Here is a 23818-nt window from a genome sequence, read left to right as displayed (position 1 = left end):
GGATCAACCCCCAATCCGCAGTTTTTTTCTATCTTCATCATTCAGCTTCAGTGGTGTAATCATGTACTTCTTCATAAAATTGCTGGTTCCAATCGTATGTTCTTCTGTGTGATGACACCTACACAAAGCCATAAACCGGAAATCCGAATGGTTAATCTTCTTTCTATTTCTTCCCATACCCACAACATCCACATGTGCCACATCCGCTTGATCTAAGCAGATACAACATTTCCGATATTTTAAGCAGTGATAAAACCATGAGGTTTCATGCAACAAATACCTATATATTTTTGGGATAGGAACATTCCACTCCAAGACAAACTCAATTAGAAAAGATATCCATTCCTTTGACTCAGACTTAGTAGCTTTGCTGTGTTCGAACCAGATAGCCCTTTTTCCAAAATAGAGATACTTCAAATCTTGCTTACTCCAGTAGGGGTCTTCACCTTGCCACTTAGCAACATCTGAAATAAGAGCATGCGAAAGAGCATTCTGCTGTGGAGAAATAGAACGATTGTCTAGCTCAATAACTTTCACAAAGTTGTCGTCTCCATTTGCTAGTAACTTCAAATATTCTTGATTGAATGCTTCTTCTAGTTCTATCTCTAGGTATCTACCATTCATAGAGATAATCTTGCCTATCATTCCACTGGCACCACTTGAATACCGTTCTTAACAATATAATTATTTAAAGCTTGCATCTGTTCGACAGTTCCAGTAAGTTGCAATGTCGCAGTGATAAGCTCCTGATTTTCCTCATAAGATTCTGTAGGTGACATATTATTGTTTGTACTTGAAGAATTCTCAATAATCTCTCCAGTTTCAGGATCAATCAACCCTGTATTTGTCTCTACTGCGTTTGAACGTTCATGTTCTTTCATAGCGGCTTCATATTCAGCTTCTGCAGCACGCTTTCTTTCTACTTCAAGCATTCGTACTCGCTTTTCCTCTACAGCTGCTTTTATCTTTTCTCGAATATCGGCTACACTCCAACCTTGATCAATCATGTTAGCCCACGCATATGGATCTAAGCCGGCAATTTCCGCGTAGTCTGTTATAGTAGCTTTATCAGCCGCTACTCGTTCACGCTTCATAGCAATAATTTTGATTTTATCCTTGATCTCATCAATAACCTTCGGTCGTACTTCGCCTTTTGCTGTAAAGGAGGCTTTAGTTAACCAATTAGAATGAACCTCGATCACGTTAGCCTCTACGTTGAATTGTTCAGCAAGTTTAGCCATTTCCCATTGTATTTTTTCTAAGCGAATAGCTTTTTGTTCTTCCTCGTAATCTTTAACACTTAAATTGATCTTTTCTGATAACACTCCAAGTCTATTAACATAGCCCTTCATGACTTTTTCGAAATCATCAAGTGGCTGTTTAAAATCTTTCTTTATTTCTTTGCGCCGATCTTCCAAGATTTTGATATATTTATTTAATTGCGCTCGTGCATCTTTCGCTTCTGGTATGTTGCTGTCTGAAAATATTTGAGCTTCAAAATGCTTTGTAACGTCATTGATCAATTCGTCTAATTGTTTTTCGTTTTCGATATAAATTTTTGAAGGAGTATAATTCACCGAAAATTTAATGTCTTTTTCTGCTAATTCGTTTTTCATTGTTTTTGCCCCCAAGGTATATTTTGAATAGTTCCGTAGCCTTCTTCTTGCTGCATTAATTCTTGTTTTCTTCTTTCCTGTTTTTGGCGTTCTTCAAACTGTTTCTTCCATGTTTGAAGGAGCTTCAAAGCTTTATCGAATTCATCTTCATTTATTTCTTTCAATGCTTTAGTTATCTTCAATTCGACTTTTAAAGTTCCAATTACTTTTCCAGCTTGCGAATTCGAAAGTTCAGCTACCTCTTCACTTAAACTTTCAATTACAGCGTATTGCTCTTTAGTGATTGTTTTCGGCGGTTGAAGTGGTGTTTCTGGATCATCACCAGTTGGAATCATGAATAAACTCGTCAATGCGTATTTTAAAGCTCCTGTTTTAGCCTTATAGACTGCTTTATCCCCTGAATCCTGTCCGTCACCGTAACCTTTCATTTTCACTGATTCGCCACTTTCAGCATCAAAAATTGTATATTCGACTTCTAAACTTACTAACTGCTGGCTCCCGTTTTTCGCTGATATTTGAGTAATAGTTCTACTCAATTCGTTTGGAATCATTTGAAGGCCTCTCTCAGTCATTTCTTTTCTCACTACATCTTTAATATCGCTTTCTAGTGCGTAATCATAATGGTGAAAGTCATTGTGCCCATTCTTTGGAATCCGATCGATTGTTGATGTAATATCGACAAGCTTATTCATCAGATTCTTTTGAGGGTTCTCGATTGTGTCTGACATTTTATCCCTCCTGTGATATAATTTAGAAAAATATTTGAGTTTGCGACTTACTACTTGGCGGTGGAAGTCGCTTTTTTCATTACTTCTATATGTTGCTTGGCTAAGATTGTGGACTTGTTGTGTCTCCACCAACGATCCGCACATATTTTCCCGTAGCGCAACGCTTCTTTTCTGGTCAACAAACAACTACCTCCTATCTGCTTTATTTTTCTGAACTAAATTCGCCACAATTAACATAGCAAACAAGGCTACTCCTGCTTGCCATTGCCCTAATAGAAAGGTCGCTGTCATTGCTCCTGTCAGCATCGTTTTTTTCGATCTACGCCTAGCTATATCATTTGCAACTGATGCAGGCACCTTTATTACATAGTAGAAATCACTGCGCATTTTCCATACTCCTTACTAAGTCTTGGATTATTTCATCTATTGTTCGATATGCATAAGACGAAATACTATTTTTCGATTTATCATTTACTCTCAATTTTTGGTATAATACTGATATCAGAAACAAACTTTTTGAATTAAAAGATAGGGGTGCTTTATGGAAATTACTGACCTAATTCAATTATTCGCAATCATCACTTCTCTAATCGTTTCTGTAGTTGCAATTCTTCAAACGCGGAAGTCCATTAAAATGACTGAAGAGAGTATTAGAGATGCTAACAGACCTTACTTGTCAATTTATGTTGAAACAATAGAGATCTCTTCTTTTTCAAAGTACTTTGTAATCAAGAATTTCGGAGTAACGTCGGCTAAAATACTTGATTTATCTTTTAGTAGAGAACTAGATTCTAGTAATAAGAAATTCAACATGAACTCATTAATAAATGGAACATTAGCTCCAGGACAAAAATTAACATCGTTTATGGATCCTAAGTACAAAGAAACGGTTGATGTAACCATCACATACTCAGATCTACAGGGTAAAATATACAAAGAAACATCTTCAATTAAGACTGATATGCATTCACATTTATTGTGGAACACATCAAAAAAAAGCACCGATACGAAAGAGGCAACTGCTATAAAGCAGTCTGCACAAGCTATTATTAAAGCAATGAAGTAGTTCATTTGAGCTACTTTTTCTTTTCCATTTTTTTAAGTCTTTTATGGTTATTTACTATAACTGGAATGGAAATCATTAAAACAATTACTGTTCCAAATAAAAGTATCCAATCTTTAAGTGACATCTTATCCCTCCTTTACATAGCCCTCAGCTTGCCTGAGATTCGGCGATTGTATAGTACTTTAGCGTCGTATTCTTCTTTTGCTAACTGAGTTGCTGATCCGTCGTATTCATGCTCATGACCACGTTTGCCTACAGGTTTTACGCCGCCATCTTTTAGTACTGTTTGAACATGCTTTTTAGAGCATCCCCACTTAGCAGCAAGTTCGCTAGTAGTAAAGATTGATTGTTTAGACTTAGCGAAATAGGTGTTTTCAACTGCTTTTAGTTGTTCGTCATTGTTTTTAGCGATCATTGATCGCAGACCGTATAAAATCATTTCTTCGTGCTCTGTCACTTCCATCATTGGCATTAGTGCCACCTCCTAAGTTTTTTGGTACACTCACTATAGAAAGTGAGGTGATAATAATATGGGTAAAAATCAACATGTCGTGCCTAATTCCAAAGGTGGTTGGAATGTTAAAGGCGCCGGAAACTCTAAAGCAACTGCACATACTGATACAAAAGCCAAAGCAACAAAAATTGCTAGAGAGATTTCTAAAAATCAGGGTTCAGAATTATTTATTCACGGACGAGATGGAAAAATTCAAAGTCGTGATAGTCATGGAAACGATCCGCATCCACCAAAGGGTTAATCATATTGAGGTGTTAGCCTAATTCTGTACCCGTCAGCAGGAGTTGCATCTGTCAATGTGACTTCTGCTACTTTTTTTCCATCATTCGTTTCTACAATTAATTTCGTGTACTGCTCTTCGTTGAGAATTTCAATTTTTTCTTCTTTCATGTCGCCACCTCCTAGCTAACTCGTTCCTGTTCAATCATTGGCAAGTAATTGTTTTTCTTCAATGTTTCATATAAGAAAATGTGCCCTTTTTGTGTCCATTTCATGCGCGTCTTCACTTGCGAATTGCCGTTTTTATCTTCATAATCGAATGGTTCGATATGCGTGTATCCTTTGTCCTGAAACTTGCTATACAACAGCCATGTGCCACTTTGATTGAATTGGATTCCTAATTCATGTAGCAACTTATTAAACGTTACAGCGCTCATGCCGTAGTTCTTGGCAATCGTACTAACGGTTACCAATCCTTTGTTGTTTAGAATTCGGTCGTAGTAATCCGCCTTTGGCTGCAATTCATTTACTCGCTGCTCAGCAATCAAGCGTAGTGTTTTTTCTTCTTTCAGCTTGGTGGCTACTTCAATCAGTAGATCCGGATTATCTAGTAGTTCATCTGTAGCGTACATTCCGTGCTTTCTGATTTGCGGTAGGACTTCCGAAGTCACCCATCTTTTGAATTTTTTAGCTGTTGGTAATTGACTCCCCATAATCAGAGAATATAGCCCTGATTCATTAATTCCAGTTAGCCCGCGATTAGGAATATTTTCTAAAGTCGTTATACGCGACGTTAGAACTAATTTGTCTTCTGGGTCAACATGGACATTCAAAGCATCTCGAGAATTCGAATATCCAAGTATTTCAGCAATTTCTTTTCCGACAAAATAGAGTTCATCATTTATCAATACAGTTCGAACTACATTTTGTTCAAAATTGAAGATTTTTAGTGCAGTCATTTTCTACCTCCTATATGTTTCGTTTTCGAAACAAGTTAATCAAAAAAATAATTCAATTTTCTCATTTAAAATTTGGGCAATTTTAATTGCTTCTTGAAAAGTAAAATCTCGACCATTAGTTCGGTTGATTTTCAAATTGAATGTCGTTCGATCCATTTTCATTTGCTTTGCGACCTCTACTTGAGTCATACCTTTTCTTTCGATTAGCGATTTCAAATTGTAGTAAGGAGATTTGAATTCAATCGGGGTAACCATATAAACACCTTCTTCCTTGTTTCGTTTTCGAAACTTTATATTTATATAATAGCATACTTTGTTTCGAAGTCAACAACTTTGGTTCGAATAAATAAACTGTTGCGTTTTCGAAACAGTTCTAGTATACTAATTACATCGAAGGAAGGTGTTTACATGTTGGGACCAAAAATGAAGTCTTTGAGACTTGAGAAACGTCTTACATTAGAAGAACTTGCTGATACATTAAATAAAAGATACCCCGACACAGTCAATTTTAACAAAGGTAAACTGTCTAAATGGGAAAATAGCAAAGAAGAGCCTAAGCTATCATCTATCAGGATTCTAGCAGATTTCTATGACATCAAGATTGATGACTTCTACACAGATGAAACTGTTAATTCTTCTATAGAAAAAATCTACAACAAACTAGAGCCACTTAGACAGAAAAAAGTATACAACTTTGCCGAAACTCAATTAAGGGAGCAAAACAAAGTTATTGACTTGGAAGAAAAACGTAAATATAGAATACAGAGAACTGCTGAAAAAAGAGGCGTGTTAGGTGCTGGGTTAGGAGTTTCGAACTATTATGAAGACATTTCTGACGAGAGCACTCATGAATGGGATATTATAGACATTCCTTCTGACGCTCCAATCAATTTCGATTGGGTATATATAGCTTCTGGAGATTCAATGGAACCTGAATACAAGGAAGGAGATATAGTTTATTGTAAAGAAATCCCTGAAGTAGAGCGTTCTAACCTATCTACAGATAAGATATACGTTATCCGAGTAAATGGGTCATCTTATCTCAAAAAAATTCGAGTGACTGAAAACGGAATGTATTTAGTTTCCTTGAACAGCAAGTACGAAGACATGCTAGTTACAGAGGATGACACTGTGAAGGTCGTTGGAGAGGTGGTGAAGTAGTTTTAAACTTAACAAGAAATCAATTTGATTGTCAACACTATTTACGAGGAATTTGTTAGTTAAGATATTATAAAGGTGAGGTTTGAAAATGAAAAAAGTATTATTCATAATGTTTGTTTTTGCTGTCGGACTGTCTGCTTGCTCAAACACTGAAAACACTAAAAGCTCCGATGAGAATTCTCAGAGTTCCACAATAGAGACAACTGCTGTTGAGAAGTCAAAAGAGGATATAGCGATTGATGTCGCAGAAAGATACGAAAACATGAATTTTGATTCTTATAATACAGGTATCCAGATAGATGATTTTGAAAGGTATCCAGATGATAACATAGGTAATAAATCTTACTTTTTAGCTAAAGTATTTCAAGTTTTAGAAACAGATGGAGAGAATAATCATTATTTGGCGACAGTTAACTTATCAGAAACAGAAACAAAAACGGTCCTATTACTTGTATCTAAAAACGAAACTTACAAAAATATAATCAAAGGGGATGAACTCCGTGTATTCGTTCATTTCGTTGAAATCTTTAACTACGAAACAACTAGTGGCAGTAATAATCAGGTTCCAGCATTTTACATAGATGCTTACAAGATTGAAGAATAATTTTCGTTCTTTTAACAATTATACAACTTACGAAAATTTACTCCCTAGGAGGTTACTAAATGGCCAATATAAAAAAATACACAAAAAAAGACGGATCGACCGCCTACCAGTTTAATGCATATTTGGGCGTTGACCCACTGACAGGTAAAAAGAAACGAACAACCAGGCGTGGATTCAGAACGCAAAAAGAAGCAAAACTAGCGCTTGCAAAATTACAACTAGAAATTGAAGATGTTGGATTTACAAAGCAAGACTTTAGCACCTATAAGGATGTGTATGAACTATGGTTTGCGCAATATGTAAATACGGTTAAACCTACTTCTTCAGAAAGAGTAGAACGATATTTCGATCATCAAATCCTACCTGCGTTTGGTTCGATGAAAATTAGGAAGATTACGCCTGCTCACTGTCAAAAAGTTGTTAATAAGTGGCACGAAGACTACGCACATCTTAGTCATTTAAAATCTTATACTTCTAAAGTATTTAGGTTCGCTATTAACCACGATTTGCTATCCGACGATCCTATGGATCGCATTATTATGCCAAAGAAACAGCGAACCGTTAAGTCAAAAGAAGAACAAAATTTTTTAGACAAAAAGCAACTGAATGAGTTTCTGACATTAATCAAAGAAAATGAACCTCTGCAAGTATATGCTATGTTTCATGTTTTAGCATATACTGGATTGCGTAAAAGCGAATTATTGGCTTTGTCATGGGGTGATCTTGACTTCAAAACAGATTCTTTATCAATAAATAAAAGCGTCGCAAACTTGAGCAAAAAAAGATATATAAGCACAACTAAAACTACTAGTTCCGAACGAATATTGGCATTAGATAAAGGTACGATTAATTTACTTAAAAAATGGAAGCTCGAACAAAAGAAATTCCTTTTCTCCCGAGGTATACCTGTCGGTTTAGACGATCAGCAATTGATTTTTAGTTCAGAAAAAAATGATATACTTTACCACTATTACCTTTCTAGGAAACTAAATAAGTATCCTGAATTCGCTATCACACCCCACGGTTTCAGACATACCCATGCATCTTTGTTGTTCGAGTCAGGCGCTACATTAAAACAAGTTCAAGAAAGATTAGGTCACAGCGATATTTCAACTACTTTAAACATTTATACTCACGTTACTAAAGAAGCGGAGAAAGATGTTGCTGTTAATTTCCAAAAATACCTTGAATCCTGATTGGGTATTCAAAAGGGTATTCAAAAATAGAAATTACTTAGAAAAACCTTATCAAATCAAGGTTTTTGAATAGTGCATCTGGATAAGTCGAATCCGTATTAGCTACTTACCTCCAAGTAAAACTTAAGCAAAACCGCTTTGTTTCAGTATTTTTGGTTTTTAACATGGAACTTAAAACACAACGATATACTAAAAAGGGTATTCACTGGGTATTCAAAAAACAAACGAAAAGGCCACTCCCCGCCAAGTTAGGAAGTGGCCACGTAGATAACAACGGAGTTGTGAATACTCTCCACTGGTAGTATAGCACAAAAATGCCCACCTCGTTAGAAGTGGGCTGTTGGAAAGTGATACGTAAGATATTGAAAGGTAAATTAATTATACACCGTGTCGCTTGTTGTGTAAATGGTTGGAAGGCGTTAGTTCGCGCTAGGGTCTTTTATGAAACTCCTTCAAAAATAAGCCTATTTGTATATTCTCCTATCGGAATTAACTCTATAGAAGAATCGATGCTTTTCAATTTTAAAAATGCTGCATCAATAAATTTTTGGTCATCAAAATTTGTATTACCCATAATTATTTTTATTTTTTTGGATTTGAAATAATTCTTGTTATCTAAAAAATCACTTTGGAAAATCTTTATTTGATCTACAATATCAGTTTTTCTTTTATAATCAAAACTCAAAACCTTAACTGCTGTATCCCCATACTCGAAATCTACTATTTCTCTGTTCGCTAGATCTACTACTTTAGTTTTTTGAATGTACTCATGCAAATTCAAATTTGATAATTCTTTATTTAGTAATCTCTTAACTTCGCTAGTAGTAATTCTTTCGGATTTAGGCCTATCATAATATAAATATGTTCTAATCAGATCGCTTAGGTCTCTTGTTAACGTTTCGTTTGACGATATGAGTTCTCTAACTTCGGAAAATTGAAACTCATTTACGTAATATTTAGTGATATCCGAAATAAAAGTATCCGAAGTTATATTATCAAAACGTTCATCATCATATTCATCACAATCCAAAGCCGGATAATCAAAATAGTAGGAGAACGTTTCACTCATTAAATCAATGTAGTTTTTGTCGTACTCGTCGTCGAATGCCCGAAGCCTTTTTAGATTTTTAGTTCGGTGAAACTGAGCATACTCTTCAGAAGGACAATGTACGACAATCCCGAATATAACTGATTCATTTCTAATTATACTAGGGATGTAATTACATACTGAATAATTAATTTTTATTTCTTTACTCATTTTATTGTCCTCTCTTTCCTCTAGAATAAGCATTCTCTAATTCGCAAACAATTCCATCGACTTGAGTCATCTGTTCCCATACTAAAGAAAATGAACTATCGATCTCTTCATTACTTATGCCCCAGTCAATTGGAATATCCGTAAAAACTTCTTTGACGTCTTTTTCAGATAGACCTCTTACTCTTTCCATAACTTCATTATAACAGCTATGACCAGCTAAATGCTTAGAAAAGACTCGATAGTTTCTTCCTAATAATTTTTCAACGACTATAGGACTTTGATTTTTCAATCGATCTAACTCATAGGCTGACCAGATTTCTCCATTAATAAAAATATGAGAGTGATCAATGGCTATTACCTTTTTGTTCTTCCTATCATAGTAAAGATTACCGTCATTTTTTGCCCTATCATTATTTAAAATGATTTGATCAAAAACTAATATTTTGGATATGTCATTACCATTAACTACACTTCTTGCTAGCACCGGGGAGATTTTAGGAGTTCCTTGCGTATACTCACTTAAAAAACACGTACCAGAAACCACATTTAGTTCTGTCATACGCTGGTTTTTAAGTATAACTTCCTCTGGTAGAATCCCTAATTTGCAATCTGGCATTGGAATATCCAATAATTTCCCTAACCTAAAGGATACTAACTCATTGTATAAAATTTTACTGTTGCAATAATCATGAGCGCATTTCATTACATAAGCTTTTCCGTCATCAGCTTCTACCTTCATGGGTCGAGTTATTCCATGAGGGATTCTGCCCAAATAATTTACAACTTTTCGTATTTTACTCAACTAACTACTCCTTGTCAATACATTCTAAAAAAGTATAATACTATTTGAAAACATTGACAATACGGAACTCACGTTCTATCTGTCTTTCAAAATGCCCCCTGCAGGACTCGAACCTACGACTATCAAAAAAAAGACAACTGCCTTCCCAAACAGTTGTCCTAGATAGAAAAGAGACTACTTCTATTGAAATAGTCTTTAAACTATTATAATATAATTAATTTTAAAGTAAATATTGATTTTTTGATATCCAAACAGAGCGGCTTTTCCCATCAGCACACTTCCCCAAATGTCTGATCTCAGCCGCTTTGTCTATAAATATCTTGGCACATTTATGTTAATTGAGTGATACCTATAAAACATTATAAAATATACAATTAATTAACTCAAATGATATGTTCCTTCCACCCGATTAGATGAGATTTCACTTCATTTAAATGTCTAAATACCAGCGAGTTTCAGTAATATCATTGAACCCGCCCTTAACATCGCCTGCAGGATCGTTGGTGCTGCGAATCATTACAATGATCGAATGTCCTTCAACATCTTTTTGATCCAGCTCCACGCTAAATCCAGCAACATCATTCCTGTTGTATACTTTTGCTGCATCGGCTCTTGGCAAATCTTTCAATTTGATTCGCTTCAGTTCTTTACCAGTCGTTCGGTCTAGAATGAATGCATACTGATATTTCTTAGTACGTGTGCTCCATCCTTCCGCCCTGATCTTTCCATTTACCGCGCCGAACCCATCCAAATGACCTTTATCGTTTCCGACCTCCATCACTGAATAGTTTTGACCAGCTCGATAAACATCCGTAACCTCAGAAGGGTTGGGATCGGGTAGAGTCGTATACCCGTTGTCAGTAATTCCTGTCAAATCGACATTTCCATCTAATCCACCACCAACGTATGTGGAAGTAAATTGATAGATTGCTACTCCATCCATGCTTGGAAATACCGACCATACAGGGCTTGGAGTTACATTGTAGCTTGGATATGCTGCCATCCATAATGAATCAGGGAACTCCGCAAGAATTTGCTGATAATATACATTTGCTAAAGTAAACGGTTTGTAACTGTAATACATAGGAGTATAACCAGCGTCTCGAATTCTCCGCATCCCGTAAAGGATTGTGTCCGTATTTGCTTGCTTGTTCGAACTAGCTCCATGTTCAAAATCAAGAGCTACAATGCTACCCCGTGGAGTTTTTACCTTGGGTAAAAAATAGTCCATTGTAGTTTTAGAAATGCTCATATTTCCCCAGGTATCATACCAGATATAAGTATGTGCTCGCTTTCCTTGTGCTAACACTGAATTTACTTGGCTTTCGTAAGTCCATTGATTATAAAGCCCTCCGGCATTGTAACCACCAATTTGAGAGATTGCAAATTTATCATGGGCATAGCCAAATTGGCCATTTGCTCCTTGATAAATAGCCCAATCAACACCTTGATCACCTTTAGCAGCATTTACTTCCACTTGAAAATTTGGCAACAAAAAAAGAGCCAATAATAGGCTCAATACGATACTTTTCTTTTTCATTCCTTTCCTCCGTTTCCACTTAATCCCTCAATAAATCGTGTAAACGCTTGGTGTAATCCGGTAGAAGCTAATCCACTAATTGCACCAATAATAATTGATTCCATTGAGAATCCATTTACGCTACCAGCAATTAACGCGCCAACAACAGCTAAAATTGTTGGAATGTAGTCATTGATATTGATCCGTTTAAATTGTTTCAAACAATATCCGAGTACTAGACATCCTGCCATAGCTAGCGGCACTAAATATTCTGCAAAGTTCATTTTCTTTCCTCCTTCGGTGGTATATTCGGTAAATCAAGAACCTTTTTGTACAATGTTTCTCCTGTGCCGTTACCGCCTAATTGGTGGTAACCTCGCCATAAGTATTCTAAGTTTTCTAAATCATCAATTGATACCCACCCTTCTTCTAAATAACCAGAACACTGTTTATAAATCTTGTCATGCAGTATCGCTACATTTGCATACTCAAGACTCTTGAAACGTTGTTCTGTTTGATCTTTGTTTCCCTTTACAGCCTTATAGATTTTATGAAAGCATGCGTAAATACCTCCTAACCCAATGGCCATAAGGAAACTGTTGATCTCTAACAATTTGTCGAAAAACTCCATACTTCACCTACTCTCAAAAAATAGAGCAGAGATCGAAATCCCTGCTCATAACTCGTACATCTATTCAATTCCTAGCAACTTGTTCATTTTTTCTTCTAATTCAGCAAGTCGAACCTCTAATTCTTCGTTTCTCGAAATCAGGACCTTTACAGCATGGCTAGTCAAATTCATCTGCTTCATTTGATTAATTACCAAATAATTGTCTGTTTCAAATGAAGAGTGTTCCGATAAAAACGGTACATATTGAGCAATCAGACCATATTGTTTTTCAGTACTCTTTCCCTCGTTTCTCGGGTGTTCAAGGTCCCAGTCAAAGTCATAAAATTCAATATGTTCGAATTCTTTCAAAGGATCAATATCTGTCGGTTTAACATTTTTCTTTAATCGAATATCAGATTGATTGGTTATGGAGTAGCCGTTCATGTTTAAGTTTTTATAGGCTTGCAATGCATTCCTGTCCGCGTGTAATACAGTAACAGGTGATCCAGTATTGAAGGCGGCTAAATAGGTCCCCCAATTCCCTCCAACTACCAAATGGTTATCATTCGTCACATAAATACGGCTTCCAGTTGAAGAAACGTTCGAATTCCCATTTTTAAAATTCAATACATTTAAATTATTCATCCAGTTGTTTTGCAAGTTTATTTTTGCTTTAATGTCCATCCATGTTTCGCTCGGATTGTTATAGTCATTGAATCCAGCCGACAAAACTTCCCACGCTTGAATACTTGGAAGTCCGCCACCAGCAGGAACGGTCATTTTTGTAAGGCTTATACCTAACCGTTGCTCAACTGATATTCCTTCAAAGCCCCCTTTAAAGTATTTTTTTCCAGCTTTATCTAACAATGTTAATTTGTCGTACGCTAACGTAGCTTCACGCAAAGCGATACTATCTACTAAAGACAGATTAGTTTTCGACAAATTAACGTCGTATTGATCGGAATAAATTCTCATCGCAACAGTGTTTAGGTTGAAGCCGGCGTTTGCGGTTCCTTGTCCGTCTCTGGAAACAACACTCGCTAAACCTTCATGAGACAGTCGCATTAATCCTGTACGCCCCGGCTCGTTTGGATAAAGATAGTCAGACTTGATAACTCCTCCATCAATTGATAACACTCCGTTGATAGGACGACCGTAATCATCTGTACCAGTGAACTCACTTGTAAACTTTGAGCCGTTGATTACCGAGCCGTTGATATTAACAGCATTCAACTCGTAGATATTCAGTAAGGCTTGGTCCACTAGTTGTGGCTCCCAAGCTCCAACACCACCTGTAACTACATACTTGAAGTAGCCTGTTATTGCTCCTTCGGCGTCTTGTTGCCAAAATTGATCACCATGCTTAGGATTCGTCGGTCTTGTAGTACCAACTGTAACTACAGGCACGCTGTCAATTTGCTTTTGCACGTCTTCATACAATGAGTGATCATATCGTAAACTGAACCGGTAATCTTTCGGATTCAAAGAAGGCGTTGCAACAGTTCCGCTACCGGCCCCAATATAAGGCTTTCCATTACCATCAAGACTGATATTCTTACCATTCACATCGTCTGCGTAGACAATCCACGGATAATAGGTCTGTCCGTCTTCGCCAGGAATCCCTTGCGGTCCTTGAACTTTAGTCCACGAATACTTTGCAGGATCGTTAGAATCCTGTTGAATAAAATCTGTGTATTGACCGATAAATAGTTTATTCAATGAATCGGTAGTACTGAAGCCTGTTTTCCCATCTGCACTATTAGCGTAGGCAATATGCAGGTAGGGCGTTCTGCCATCCTCTCCTGGTACTCCCGGTACGCCTTGACTACCATCGGCTCCTTTGATTAATGACCATGCATACTTGGTTGGATCGGTTGAGCTCTTTAATTCAAAGTCAACGTACATCCCAATATATTTACGGTTAGAATCCGATAAGGAAAAGTCTTGGTTGCCTGCTGAGTTGTTAGCATAAGCGATATGCGTGTACTGTGTTCGTCCATCAGACCCTGGTTTCCCTGGCAAGCCATTTTCACCATCATCACCAGCAAACTTTGTCCAATAACCTGCATAGTCAGCAGGATTGCTTGAAGGAATCGGTTTGTTTTTTACAAAGCGGATTGCTACGTACTTCTTTCCTTCTACATAACGCTGAGTAAAACCGTTCCCTTGATCATCATCAGCATAGGCTCGCCATTCATAAAGAGCCTGCAATTGCGTTTGCTTCATGGCTTCCTGAGCCATTCTCAGCGCTGCATCAATCTTAGACTCTTTCTCAATGAAGTTGCCAAATACTGCTGTGTTTCTTCCCTTGTTTGACAAGTGCTGCGTCAGTTCTAAAACATCTGCCTCTAAATAAAGTGGTGGCTGATAGTCGTGATCGACAATACGAACTGTATCTCCTAAAGCAATATCGTCATCAAGTAACGCAACATCTACCTCATACGTATTTGCTCCCTGCGATAGCTCAGCTAATCGATTTACCGCACGGTTAAACAATTCCTGCGGACTTTGTGTGTCATATTCAAATGTTCGTTCAATGAATCCCTCAAGTGTTTGCATACCAGGCTTATTCTCTTTCCAATAAGGACCCATTGTTAAATCGTAAACCCGATCATCACCAGCTGGACTAGCAAAGCGACCATCAGCCGATTGATAGTGTCTATCTTTGAAAGTAACGTGCTCTTGATCCTCTGAACCTTCAACCATACCCCCAATACCTATCAAAGCAGTAGCCAATTCGTATAAGTCTTCCGTCTTGTAAATGTTGTTCACTTGTTTAGAGTATTGAAGCAGCGTTCCGATATTCTTGCCACGTTTCTTGTAGATATCAATGAATCTTGCTGCTACTTGTGATCCTTGCATGACAACTCGGAATCCTATATAAGCATTATCAAACTGAGTCGCTACAGACCGCAATCGCTTCGTGATCGTCTCATAGCCTTCCCACACGAGCTTTCTTGATAGGTGTGGTATTTCATTAACTCCAATAGAAAAACCGCTCTTGCTAGGCAAGAAACGGTTAATGTAGTCAGCTATTTTATATTCTTTATCAGCCTCATAAGGCCGGGCGATATTGTTGTTTAGCACTAGATTGGTATCAACGCAATGAATGGTTTTCTTATCATGCTCAGCCTCAACAATCAGGATCTGGAATAATCTGTCTTGCCCCTTTTTGTCACGAAAGGCAATCTCATTCCCCTTAACTAGATGGTCAGCGGCTGTATATTTCTTCAAGACTTCAAATGAGTATGTGGCCATACCTGTATCTAAACTGTCTGTTAGTCCGCCACCGCTGAAAGAGTCATCAAATGGCGTAGCAAAAGGCGCTTCATTGCTCAAAACATCTAGTACTTGTTTACTTTGACGATCAATTATAATTAACTGCATCTTTTGCCTCCTATCTATATGTCTTCCTATATTTTGCGGTGATCAGCGGCGGCTCACTCATGTAATCCGAAAAGTGGAACTGAACTTCACTTTCACCAACAGGCAGCAAGAAATAGTTATTGCCTATGTCAGCGTCTAACATGTCTTGTATAGGTTCCTGGTTCTGCCAGTACTTGTATATCTTACCCTCAGTGTTCCTAATTTCCACTGTGTCGCCTGCTTTCATCTTGTTCGGCAAGTCTACCCAAAAATCAACGTTGTCCTTGACGAAGCGTAATTCTGACCATCCCATGCCGCTTTTATTTTTAGCAACATCTTCCCAAGCAATTGGTTTCTTGTCTCCGAAGGCAGCAAAAGCGATTGTAATACGTGCTGCCTTCTTGTTAGAGACTGTGTACCCACCATCTAAGTATTGCCTAGTCCATTTGTTTTGGCCGTTTTGAATGGTCCACTCCCACAAGTTGCCAGCTTTGCGTACTGTTAGGCTACCTAGCCACCATCGCCATCGCCAAGTCGAAGTGTCTCGATCAACTTCCTGGTTGCCTACATACGCCCAAAATTGATTCTGAGAAGAAGATACTGAATCATCTCTAAACTGCATTGAAAACAAGGGTGTACCATCAGCAGCGGAAATAGTGAACTCCAAGCGTCCAGCTTTTTCGGCCCAAATATCCTGTATCCTTGATAAGGACTCTAATGTGAAGTTGTCCGCCTCTTGTGATAATGCTTGCGTGAGTGTTACGCCATGCCATCCATCTCCCGTTCCAAAATCAGTCGGATATACAAAGCTTTGGATCGGGTCCCACTTCACAGTTCCATTTGCTGTCATTGGTAACATAGTCACCGCTTTAGTGCTGTTGATTTCCCAGCCTTTATTATTGTCAAAACGATCTTGTAGCAACACTACTGATTTCTGCTTTGTCACACCGTCTACTTCACTAGGTGATCCATATTGGATAATGCCATCCTGGTGAACAACCCCAATATAGCCGTTATCTTCTTCAAATTCGAAAGAAAATTCAGGCGCTGTTTTATGTGTTCCTTCATTATTAATTATCAGCGTTTGTTTTCTCGGAAGTTCTAATTCGATTTCTAATTTGACATCTTTGACTTCAACCCATGCTGGTGTGATTCCATCTGAAATGGCCCCATTATCACTATTTCCATTCTTTTTGGATGAAATGTAAAAAACATAGTTTCCATCATTCATTTGTTTAGGATATGACCCCGTTAACTTCACTTGCTTATTATTAAAGTCATTTGCCCCGACAGCTCCTGTCGTAACTCTCCATGTTGATTTATTATCAGATGCTAAGATATGAATCAAGTAATATTTTAACGAGCTTGCTATATTTGCTTCGTTCATACCACCGCCTCTACAAGAACTTATTAGGGTAACATTTTTCATAAAATCATGAAGTCTTGCTTCTTTTTCTTTTATTGTCGTAAGTCCAGAAAAAAGATTCGGATATTTTGTTTCAAGTATTTGAATCACATTGAACTTAAACTGAATTTCAGCGCCACAATCTACTATGTTAGTCTCAGATCGTACGTACCTCGAAGGATCAACAAGCTCATCATATTGTTCTTGAGCGAAGGATGTCTTGATCTGTCCATCAAACAAACTACCCGTTCCCTGTACTCCATCAATAACAAACGTCTCAGTCACGACCTCCCGGTCATTCGTCACAATCGTTTCCTCTTCGGCATAGGCAACACCAGACGGTACTAGGAACGAGATAGAGCCTTTCTCAAACCACTGCACGAGTTCCTCGGCGTCCGGCTTTCCTTGCGGAATGGCTAAGTAGAACCTATCCATCTGATCGGAAAATTGCAGCTTCTTGGGTTCGTCCACGTTCAGAATCCGCATCATTTCATCATGCGCTGTGTGCAAGTCTCCTTGAATAACAAACGGAACCTCAATAACCCCCTCCTTAATACGTGAAGAGATTACCTCGGTTCCGTCCATGTCTGATATGTCTATTGTCTTGTTTTCGTACTCTCCGACCATCGGGCCGCGTGTGAAACCGCCTAACACTCGGATAGGCAACTTCTCACCATTGAAATATACGTTAAACTCTGCCATTATGTTTCACCTGCCAAAACGTTTTTGATTGTGTTTCTTCTATTCAATTCTTTCTCGGAGTATACAGCTACACTACGGCCAACTTCTCTGCCGTTTAACTCTACGGTCGTATGAAGTTCATAAACGCGGTTTATATTTGTCTGCTTAGAATTGTAGGTATTCTGGATGATTCTACCTCCTGCACTTGATAAATTCATACCGCCAGCCCCTAGAGCTGTTTCTGGTGAAATTATAAGTCCAGTTGCTAGGTCACTCATTGCTTTATATGCTTTCTTGGAATCCGCTTCGATACCAACTGCAATCCCTTGAGGAATGAATTTACCTACTTCATCACGCATAACACGAGAAGGAGAGTGAATTGATAATGCTGATCGAATTGTAGCTGCTACTTGATTTGCAACATGCCTAGCAGCATTATAAGCATACCCAGCATTTGCATTAATACCATTTGCCAAACCAACCATAGCATTTCTTCCTACCATGCTCATTGAGCTAGTAAGATTATTAGTCGAAGAAATCATTCCCCTTATTGTTGATGAAATAGCCTGTTGTGGTAAATTCACTTGTGAGTCAATTCCATTTTTTAGACCCTGAATAACATTTGATCCAATTTCCTTGAATACTCTTGAAGGACTGTGTACACCAAGTTGGTCTTTTGCTTTCGTGGATATGCCTTTTGCCATATCGCCTGAAGCCTTTTCGACATCTTTCTTGCCTGCGTTTATTCCTTCCTTCATACCGTTAGGAATCTGTATTCCTACCTCTTTCAACTTACCTGTACTAGCTGTTTCCTTCGCTTTATTCACAGCATCATTCGCCATATTTCCAGTAGCTTCGGCGACTTGATGTTTGGTACTATCAATCTCTGCTCTAACAGAGTCTGTCATATCTCTACCAACTGAACCAAAATCCGCTGCAGCAACTTTCTGTTGCAACGTTGCCTCAGCTTCGGGGATTATCGTAGAAACCTCATCATTGACCCCCTGTTTTCCTAATTGTAATGATTGACTTAGTGCATTCATCGCCGTAGTTCCACCATTACCATAAACTTCATTCAGCCTTTGCAATTGTTCGTCAGATGAATTCACGAGTTCTGCAGTGTATGCAGCACCTTCTGGCCCCATATTTCTAAGTTGTTCGAGTAAACCTTGGTTTACTCCTCGATCAGCTAGAATAGCAATATTATTCGCCCAATTTGCTATTGTTTCCTGATTTTTTTGCATATTCGCAATCATTTCTTCTGTAGAAATGGCTGTTTTTATTGAAATCTGATCAAAAGCATTCGTCGCTTTTTCTTGTAGGCTTTGATACTCTGCACGCATAGAATCCATTACTTCTTTTTGCGTTTCATTTAGTGCATTGTATGAGGTTTGCTGTCTAAACACTCCGCTCTCAACAGCTACTGCGGCGTTATTAATTGCGTCTTGATGAATTTGTGATGTATTCTGAAAATCAGTTTGTAGAGCTGCTTGTGTTTCTTTCAGCGTTGCTTCCTTTTCGTTTAACTCATTAATTGCATCCCCCGCTTTTTTAGCTTCTATTGGACTTTGAGCCATTACAGAATTCCATTTTTCTCTTTGTTCGTTTATCTCGGATAATTTGGACTCAATTGTGTTACGTTCTTCAATAATATCGTTCAACTGTTGCTGCGCTTCTCTTGCTTTATCTAGTTCGTTAAAAGCCGCAACTTGTTCCATGATTTTACTAGGAGTTTGTGATAAGGCATCATTTTGAGCGTCGTATGAAAGATTTAATCCCTCAATTGAGTTGTTAAGCTCTTCAACCATTGATTTCATTTTATTTTTCTCAGCGGTTGTCTTGCTCTCTTTTTCAGCTAGTCTCTCTAGTTCAGTAATAAGAGTTTGATATGATTTCTTACTAGTTTCTATTGACTTTATTTCATCCTGGCGATTCTGTATATTACGTTCAGTATCATCTGCTAATTGTTCAGTAGAGGTAAGCAGCTCTTCTTGAGAACTGTTTAATTCTTTTACAGCATCTGATTCTTTATGAAGTTGTTTCCACAAAGCAACTCCACCAGCAACTAGTAGTCCTACCGCAGCAGTTACCCACCCAATAGGTCCCAACAAAACATCTAATGCTACTTTAAAAGCTGTCATAGCAACGGTTGCCAGACTGGTAGTTCCTGTAAGTATCCCTATAGCTGTACTTTTAGCTAACAATGCAGCAGTCGATATCGCAGTTGCAGCTGCGCTAGCTTTTTCAACAACCGTTTTTGCAAGTTGTTGTCTAGCTGATGCACTTGTTGCTAAAGTGAACAACTTTGTTGCAATTTCTGCTGATTTTACTGCTACAGCATACACATCAGTCGCTATTTTGGATTCATTAAACGCTTTAGCAACTTTCTTAACAATCAGCATTGCAGTGATCGCTTCAACAAAGCCCCTAATTGCAGGCGAGTATGGTCCCAACGCCTTTACTAAGTCTCCTATAACCTTCCCGAACGCCTGGAAAAAAGGAGTTGTTTTGCGTATAGCGTTTGTCATTGATTCAAATGCAGCATTGACTATTGCTTTCGTAGAATCGAGATTTTGAGCAATCGTCTTTCCTGTTGCTGCTTTGGACACATCGTCAATAGCTTGCATTACATTTGCTAATCCTTTAATTACAGAACTTTTAAGATTCTCAAATGAAGTTCCAATACCTTCACTGTTTAACTTAGCCAACTTTGCTAACTCACCTGTACCAGTGCCAAGCTCTATTAGCTTGTTTTGAAACTCATCAAACGTAACCTTTCCGCTTTTCAAGGCAGCATATAAATCGTTTTGAGCTGTTTTTCCAACATAACCCATCGCTTCAGCCGTTTTCTGCAGACCGATCGGCATCGTTTCTTGAAGCGACCTCCAGGACTGCATATCCACCTTACCGGTACTTAGCATCTGGATATATTGTTCCATCCCTCTTGAAGCATCTTCTGTAGAAGCACCTGAAGCCAACATAGCGTTATTCAAGGCAATCGTGGCGTCCGTTGATTTGTTCATGTTCCCGGTAATCGCAGTCATCCGCTGTGCTGTAGAGACAACTGTATCTAGCCTGGTTGGCAACCCGTCTATTCCGTCAGCTAACCGCTTTACAGATTTGCTGGAATCATCAGTAGAGAAACCTAAAGCACTCATTGCTTTTGGATACTTGTTCATCGTATCAAACCGGGTAATCGCATCATCAAGAGAATTTTTTAAAACTCCGAAAGCTGCTGAAGCAACTTTCACTAAGCCTAATCCTATCACTATATCCTTTAGTGAAGTAATTACTCTTTTGGATGGACTTTCAAACTTTCCCAATCCTTTTTGAGCTTCGTCGCCCATGCTATTCACAGATTTACCAAGCATGTCTGCTTTTTCTTTCATGGTCATAAACTGTCCATTTGCTTTTCTCCATCGCCCCTGTTTGTCTTGGAACGCTCCATCATATTGCTTGTCAAGTTTCCCTAAATCTTTATTTAACGTTCGAATTGGTTTACCATCAGCATCAATTTCAATAACAATTCTTCCATCTGACATCTACACACCTCCTTCTTTCATACAAGCTAGTCGTTCACGCGCAAAAACCTCTTTCTCCTCCTCGCTAAGCGAGTTGAAATACATAAGTTCCTCTGCATCCTTCTGAGTAGCGTCAAGAGAGTAGAACGCCTGCAACTCTTCCATCTGTTTTCTTTCTTCAGCAGTTGTATGTTCACTAGGTTTCCATTTACGTATCTCAATAACTTTGTTCAACTTACTTGATTCGCTAAGATTGTTAAGTAAGGCTTTAAATTTCTGCCAATGGAGTTTTCCACGCTCACTCAATAAATCAATTTTGTAATCATAAAAAAAAGATGCGAAAATAATATCCGCATCTTCTTTCACTGAGTAGTATTCTTTTTCTTTGTCTCTTTCTTTCTCTTTTGAGAACGAAGCCAAAACTACAGAAGGCTTCTCTTTTACAATGTATTCCTGAATGATCGCTTGGATCACTTCATACTGTTGTTCTAAGGTTAACAGTTGCTCAATGTCATCGACATCCAATAGCAATTTAAATGCAATTTTAAATCTAAATGTATCTGTTAACTCTGAATCAGCAAGAATATCGAAAAATCTTAGCACTCTATCATAAGACAAATTAAGTTCGTAAACAGCCCCACCTATTTCTATCTTGTCTTCAAGTCCATAAGCAAAGGAGAACATATCATTCACCTAAATATTTTTTCATTTTTTCAGCAGCCATGATTTCTTCAATTTCTTTAGGTAGCTGAATATTAAGCTCTAAAAGAATCTCAGTGATAGAAGATATGGATTCTACTTCAGAATAAATTTTATTAAAAGCACCTTCACCCAATAGAAAGTCAATGGATTTTTGCTGAACAATCTTAACTTGTTCAACGCGCTCTTTCTCAGATATATTCTCATCAATTTTGGATTTCTCGATTTCCGCAATAACTTTTTGATAGCTTTCTTGTAGTTTGAGAATAGAATCGTCGGACAGATCAAACTCAAAGGTATTTGATCCGATTTCAATTGGGATTATTTTTTTCTTGGCTTCAATTTTTATCATAAAACTACCTCCAAAAGAAGGGAGCAAAACTGCTCCCTAATTCTTTTTATTTATTTGTTTTTGTCGAAGCTGGAGAAGCGGCAGGTTCTGTTTTGGATTCGGTTGGAAGTCCATCGAATGAAATTGTGCATTGGAATTCGGTTGGATCATTGGCTTCCCCACCATGTGGCAATACATCACTAATCTTAGCTGGCCCTTCAATAGTAGTTCCATCAGGTTCTATTACTCTGAAGTAGCAGTCCCGTTGATCTAGCTTAAATAATTTTTCACGCATAAAGTCTTGCGCCGCATCTCCATATTTTCGATGTCCTTCAAAAGCATATGAAATCGTTACGCTTTTAGTGAATTTAGAGGTGCCGCCATTCAAATCATAATAACCAAAGTCCTCGCTATCTTCTTCAAACTCTGGTGCAATTGCTGTAATACCTGCTCCAATTGAAATAATGTCTTCTTTTGTATTACCTACGAAATGTTTACGTAAATAGTTTTGATAAATTTTTGCTGTTGTTTCAGCCATGGTATTTCCTCCTAATTTATAGTTATTTTAGCTTGTATAGTCAGCCGGAAAACGAGCCAGCCTTGTTCATAAGCATCATCGATGAACGGTTTGTTACTTATATTGATAGAGTTAAACTCAAAGGATCCGTCTCTACTGATTACGTTTATTTCTTCACCATCTAAATAATTTGTAATAAACTCTAAGACTTGTTCTACTTTATTTCCATCTCTAGACTTCATGTCAATTCCATAGTTTAATTGCTGAACCTTTGAACCATCGTAATAAACATGCAAGTCTATGCCGCCAGGAAGTGGGTAGAGAACTAAGCTTTCATCTTCTAAAAGATAGCCCTTTTTAAGCGAAACTGGCAGATTTGGAATTTTGTTAATTGAATCTTTTAAACAGTCAATAAAATCCACTAGAATCCAGCTCCTTTCAGAAAAGCTCTCTTCCAAGAGGGCAAGTGTAACGCCTTAGCTTTTAAATCCCATCTTTTCCCTGTACCTGGTGTAGAGTATTTTCTAAACACAACTTTGCCGTTTGTACCGTAGAACTGTGCTCTAGCATACGGCATTTGATAGGTGATCGATTTACTATCGCCTGATAAGTGTACCGAAGCCCTTAATGCCCCTCCACCAGATCTTTTAGGAACATAAGGATGCATATCTGAAATCATTTGATTTCCCATCGCATATCTCCCGCGATCCATAGCAGCGTCACTAAGCTTACTTCTGACACCACTTAAGTCAACTGTTATCTTAGCCAACTAAACCACTCCTAACTCGTACGAATAAACTTTATTAGCGTATGGCTCTTTAAAAAGAGCAGCGCTGGTAACCGTATGCTCTACACCATCAAAAACAAGCACATCTTGCTCTTTAAATGCTGGTAGCGGATCGGTTAGCCCGTTGTAGCAAAAGACAGTAGCATTAAACAGCAGCTGCTTACCTTGTGTGCCGAAGGTGTATGACGGGTTACGATCAATACGAACATAGTTTACTAGCTGATCATCTTCAAACTCAGGCTTGTTGTAATCACCTTGG

27 protein-coding genes are annotated in these 23818 nt (G+C 38.0%); 5 read left to right on the top strand and 22 right to left on the bottom strand.

The genetic code is table 11. The features are described from left to right. Window positions 1–3: 3 nt before the first annotated feature. From IGI46_RS25350 to IGI46_RS25335, 4 genes are all read right to left on the bottom strand, one after another. The gene (locus IGI46_RS25350) at window positions 4–645 is read right to left on the bottom strand and encodes a putative HNHc nuclease (RefSeq protein WP_429974583.1); all 642 of its coding nucleotides are present in this window, start codon (window positions 643–645) and stop codon (window positions 4–6) included. Then, window positions 642–1616, bottom strand: coding sequence for a DUF1351 domain-containing protein (locus IGI46_RS25345; protein WP_429974582.1), 975 nt, complete (start codon window positions 1614–1616; stop codon window positions 642–644). Before IGI46_RS25345 ends, IGI46_RS25350 begins: the two co-directional genes overlap by 4 nt. After that, entirely contained in the window at window positions 1613–2344 is a 732-nt protein-coding gene (locus IGI46_RS25340; RefSeq protein WP_207702702.1) for an ERF family protein, read from the bottom strand. Before IGI46_RS25340 ends, IGI46_RS25345 begins: the two co-directional genes overlap by 4 nt. A 186-nt stretch (window positions 2345–2530) precedes the next feature. Beyond that, complete coding sequence (locus IGI46_RS25335) at window positions 2531–2731, bottom strand: hypothetical protein (RefSeq protein ID WP_429974581.1); 201 nt, start codon at window positions 2729–2731, stop codon at window positions 2531–2533. Window positions 2732–2885: 154 nt separating this feature from the next. Between IGI46_RS25335 and IGI46_RS25330 the strand changes: the two genes are divergently transcribed. After that, on the top strand, window positions 2886–3410 hold the full coding sequence (locus IGI46_RS25330; protein ID WP_429963738.1) for a hypothetical protein: 525 nt from the start codon (window positions 2886–2888) through the stop codon (window positions 3408–3410). A 136-nt stretch (window positions 3411–3546) separates the two neighbouring features. On the opposite strand, the gene IGI46_RS25325 is transcribed toward IGI46_RS25330, so the two are convergent. Beyond that, window positions 3547–3882 carry a MarR family transcriptional regulator gene (locus IGI46_RS25325; RefSeq protein ID WP_429966191.1) on the bottom strand — a complete coding sequence of 112 codons (336 nt, stop codon included), beginning with the start codon at window positions 3880–3882 and terminating at the stop codon, window positions 3547–3549. A gap of 58 nt (window positions 3883–3940) precedes the next feature. On the opposite strand from IGI46_RS25325, the gene IGI46_RS25320 reads away from it, so the two are divergent. Next, window positions 3941–4165, top strand: coding sequence for a DUF2188 domain-containing protein (locus tag IGI46_RS25320; RefSeq protein ID WP_429966192.1), 225 nt, complete (start codon window positions 3941–3943; stop codon window positions 4163–4165). Here the strand turns inward: IGI46_RS25320 and IGI46_RS25315 are convergent. From IGI46_RS25315 to IGI46_RS25305, 3 genes are read right to left on the bottom strand one after another with little or no spacing between them, the layout of a single operon-like run. Beyond that, window positions 4162–4314, bottom strand: coding sequence for a hypothetical protein (locus IGI46_RS25315; RefSeq protein WP_429966193.1), 153 nt, complete (start codon window positions 4312–4314; stop codon window positions 4162–4164). The genes IGI46_RS25320 and IGI46_RS25315 overlap by 4 nt on opposite strands. An 11-nt stretch (window positions 4315–4325) precedes the next feature. Next, on the bottom strand, window positions 4326–5102 hold the full coding sequence (locus IGI46_RS25310; protein ID WP_429974580.1) for a phage antirepressor: 777 nt from the start codon (window positions 5100–5102) through the stop codon (window positions 4326–4328). 39 nt (window positions 5103–5141) lie between these two features. Continuing rightward, window positions 5142–5357, bottom strand: a complete 216-nt coding sequence (locus IGI46_RS25305; protein WP_429974579.1) for a helix-turn-helix transcriptional regulator — start codon at window positions 5355–5357, stop codon at window positions 5142–5144. A 153-nt stretch (window positions 5358–5510) separates the two neighbouring features. Here IGI46_RS25305 and IGI46_RS25300 point away from each other — a divergent pair, with 153 nt between their 5' ends. The 3 genes from IGI46_RS25300 (at window position 5511) to IGI46_RS25290 (ending at window position 8063) form a co-directional block, all read left to right on the top strand. Next, a complete protein-coding gene (locus IGI46_RS25300; protein WP_429974578.1) occupies window positions 5511–6263 on the top strand; it encodes an XRE family transcriptional regulator in 753 nt (250 codons plus the stop codon). A gap of 88 nt (window positions 6264–6351) precedes the next feature. Beyond that, window positions 6352–6867: a hypothetical protein gene (locus IGI46_RS25295; RefSeq protein WP_429974577.1), complete on the top strand. Its 516-nt coding sequence runs from the start codon at window positions 6352–6354 to the stop codon at window positions 6865–6867. 59 nt (window positions 6868–6926) lie between these two features. Then, complete coding sequence (locus IGI46_RS25290) at window positions 6927–8063, top strand: tyrosine-type recombinase/integrase (RefSeq protein WP_429974576.1); 1137 nt, start codon at window positions 6927–6929, stop codon at window positions 8061–8063. A 439-nt stretch (window positions 8064–8502) separates the two neighbouring features. Here IGI46_RS25290 and IGI46_RS25285 read toward each other — a convergent pair whose 3' ends face one another. The 14 genes from IGI46_RS25285 to IGI46_RS25220 all read right to left on the bottom strand — a co-directional run. After that, the gene (locus tag IGI46_RS25285; protein WP_429974575.1) at window positions 8503–9321 is read right to left on the bottom strand and encodes a DUF3037 domain-containing protein; all 819 of its coding nucleotides are present in this window, start codon (window positions 9319–9321) and stop codon (window positions 8503–8505) included. 1 nt (window position 9322) lies between these two features. Continuing rightward, on the bottom strand, window positions 9323–10123 hold the full coding sequence (locus IGI46_RS25280) for a HipA family kinase (protein WP_429974574.1): 801 nt from the start codon (window positions 10121–10123) through the stop codon (window positions 9323–9325). Between the two features lie 430 nt (window positions 10124–10553). Next, window positions 10554–11663 carry a GH25 family lysozyme gene (locus IGI46_RS25275; protein ID WP_429974573.1) on the bottom strand — a complete coding sequence of 370 codons (1110 nt, stop codon included), beginning with the start codon at window positions 11661–11663 and terminating at the stop codon, window positions 10554–10556. Then, the gene (locus IGI46_RS25270; protein ID WP_429974572.1) at window positions 11660–11926 is read right to left on the bottom strand and encodes a phage holin family protein; all 267 of its coding nucleotides are present in this window, start codon (window positions 11924–11926) and stop codon (window positions 11660–11662) included. The genes IGI46_RS25275 and IGI46_RS25270 overlap by 4 nt, the downstream gene beginning before the upstream one ends. Further along, complete coding sequence (locus IGI46_RS25265) at window positions 11923–12273, bottom strand: hypothetical protein (protein WP_429974571.1); 351 nt, start codon at window positions 12271–12273, stop codon at window positions 11923–11925. Before IGI46_RS25265 ends, IGI46_RS25270 begins: the two co-directional genes overlap by 4 nt. A 60-nt stretch (window positions 12274–12333) precedes the next feature. Then, window positions 12334–15639: a phage tail spike protein gene (locus IGI46_RS25260; protein ID WP_429974570.1), complete on the bottom strand. Its 3306-nt coding sequence runs from the start codon at window positions 15637–15639 to the stop codon at window positions 12334–12336. Between the two features lie 10 nt (window positions 15640–15649). Then, the gene (locus IGI46_RS25255) at window positions 15650–17725 is read right to left on the bottom strand and encodes a distal tail protein Dit (RefSeq protein ID WP_429974569.1); all 2076 of its coding nucleotides are present in this window, start codon (window positions 17723–17725) and stop codon (window positions 15650–15652) included. Next, window positions 17725–21246, bottom strand: coding sequence for a tape measure protein (locus IGI46_RS25250; protein ID WP_429974568.1), 3522 nt, complete (start codon window positions 21244–21246; stop codon window positions 17725–17727). Before IGI46_RS25250 ends, IGI46_RS25255 begins: the two co-directional genes overlap by 1 nt. Next, complete coding sequence (locus tag IGI46_RS25245) at window positions 21247–21909, bottom strand: Gp15 family bacteriophage protein (RefSeq protein WP_429974600.1); 663 nt, start codon at window positions 21907–21909, stop codon at window positions 21247–21249. 1 nt (window position 21910) lies between these two features. Beyond that, window positions 21911–22276, bottom strand: a complete 366-nt coding sequence (locus tag IGI46_RS25240) for a hypothetical protein (RefSeq protein WP_429974567.1) — start codon at window positions 22274–22276, stop codon at window positions 21911–21913. A 46-nt stretch (window positions 22277–22322) separates the two neighbouring features. Then, window positions 22323–22793, bottom strand: a complete 471-nt coding sequence (locus IGI46_RS25235) for a phage tail tube protein (RefSeq protein WP_429974566.1) — start codon at window positions 22791–22793, stop codon at window positions 22323–22325. An 11-nt stretch (window positions 22794–22804) separates the two neighbouring features. Continuing rightward, window positions 22805–23194 carry a phage tail terminator protein gene (locus IGI46_RS25230; protein ID WP_429974565.1) on the bottom strand — a complete coding sequence of 130 codons (390 nt, stop codon included), beginning with the start codon at window positions 23192–23194 and terminating at the stop codon, window positions 22805–22807. Continuing rightward, the gene (locus IGI46_RS25225; RefSeq protein ID WP_429974564.1) at window positions 23194–23541 is read right to left on the bottom strand and encodes a minor capsid protein; all 348 of its coding nucleotides are present in this window, start codon (window positions 23539–23541) and stop codon (window positions 23194–23196) included. Before IGI46_RS25225 ends, IGI46_RS25230 begins: the two co-directional genes overlap by 1 nt. Further along, window positions 23542–23818, bottom strand: a 277-nt coding sequence (locus IGI46_RS25220) for a putative minor capsid protein (RefSeq protein ID WP_429974563.1), incomplete at its 5' end; no start/stop codon positions are given. It lies immediately after the preceding gene.

The organism is Enterococcus sp. AZ163 (assembly GCF_050498925.1).
GTDB classification, from domain to species: Bacteria; Bacillota; Bacilli; order Lactobacillales; family Enterococcaceae; genus Enterococcus_A; species Enterococcus_A ferrettii.
This window is presented reverse-complemented; position numbering and strand designations above follow the sequence as displayed.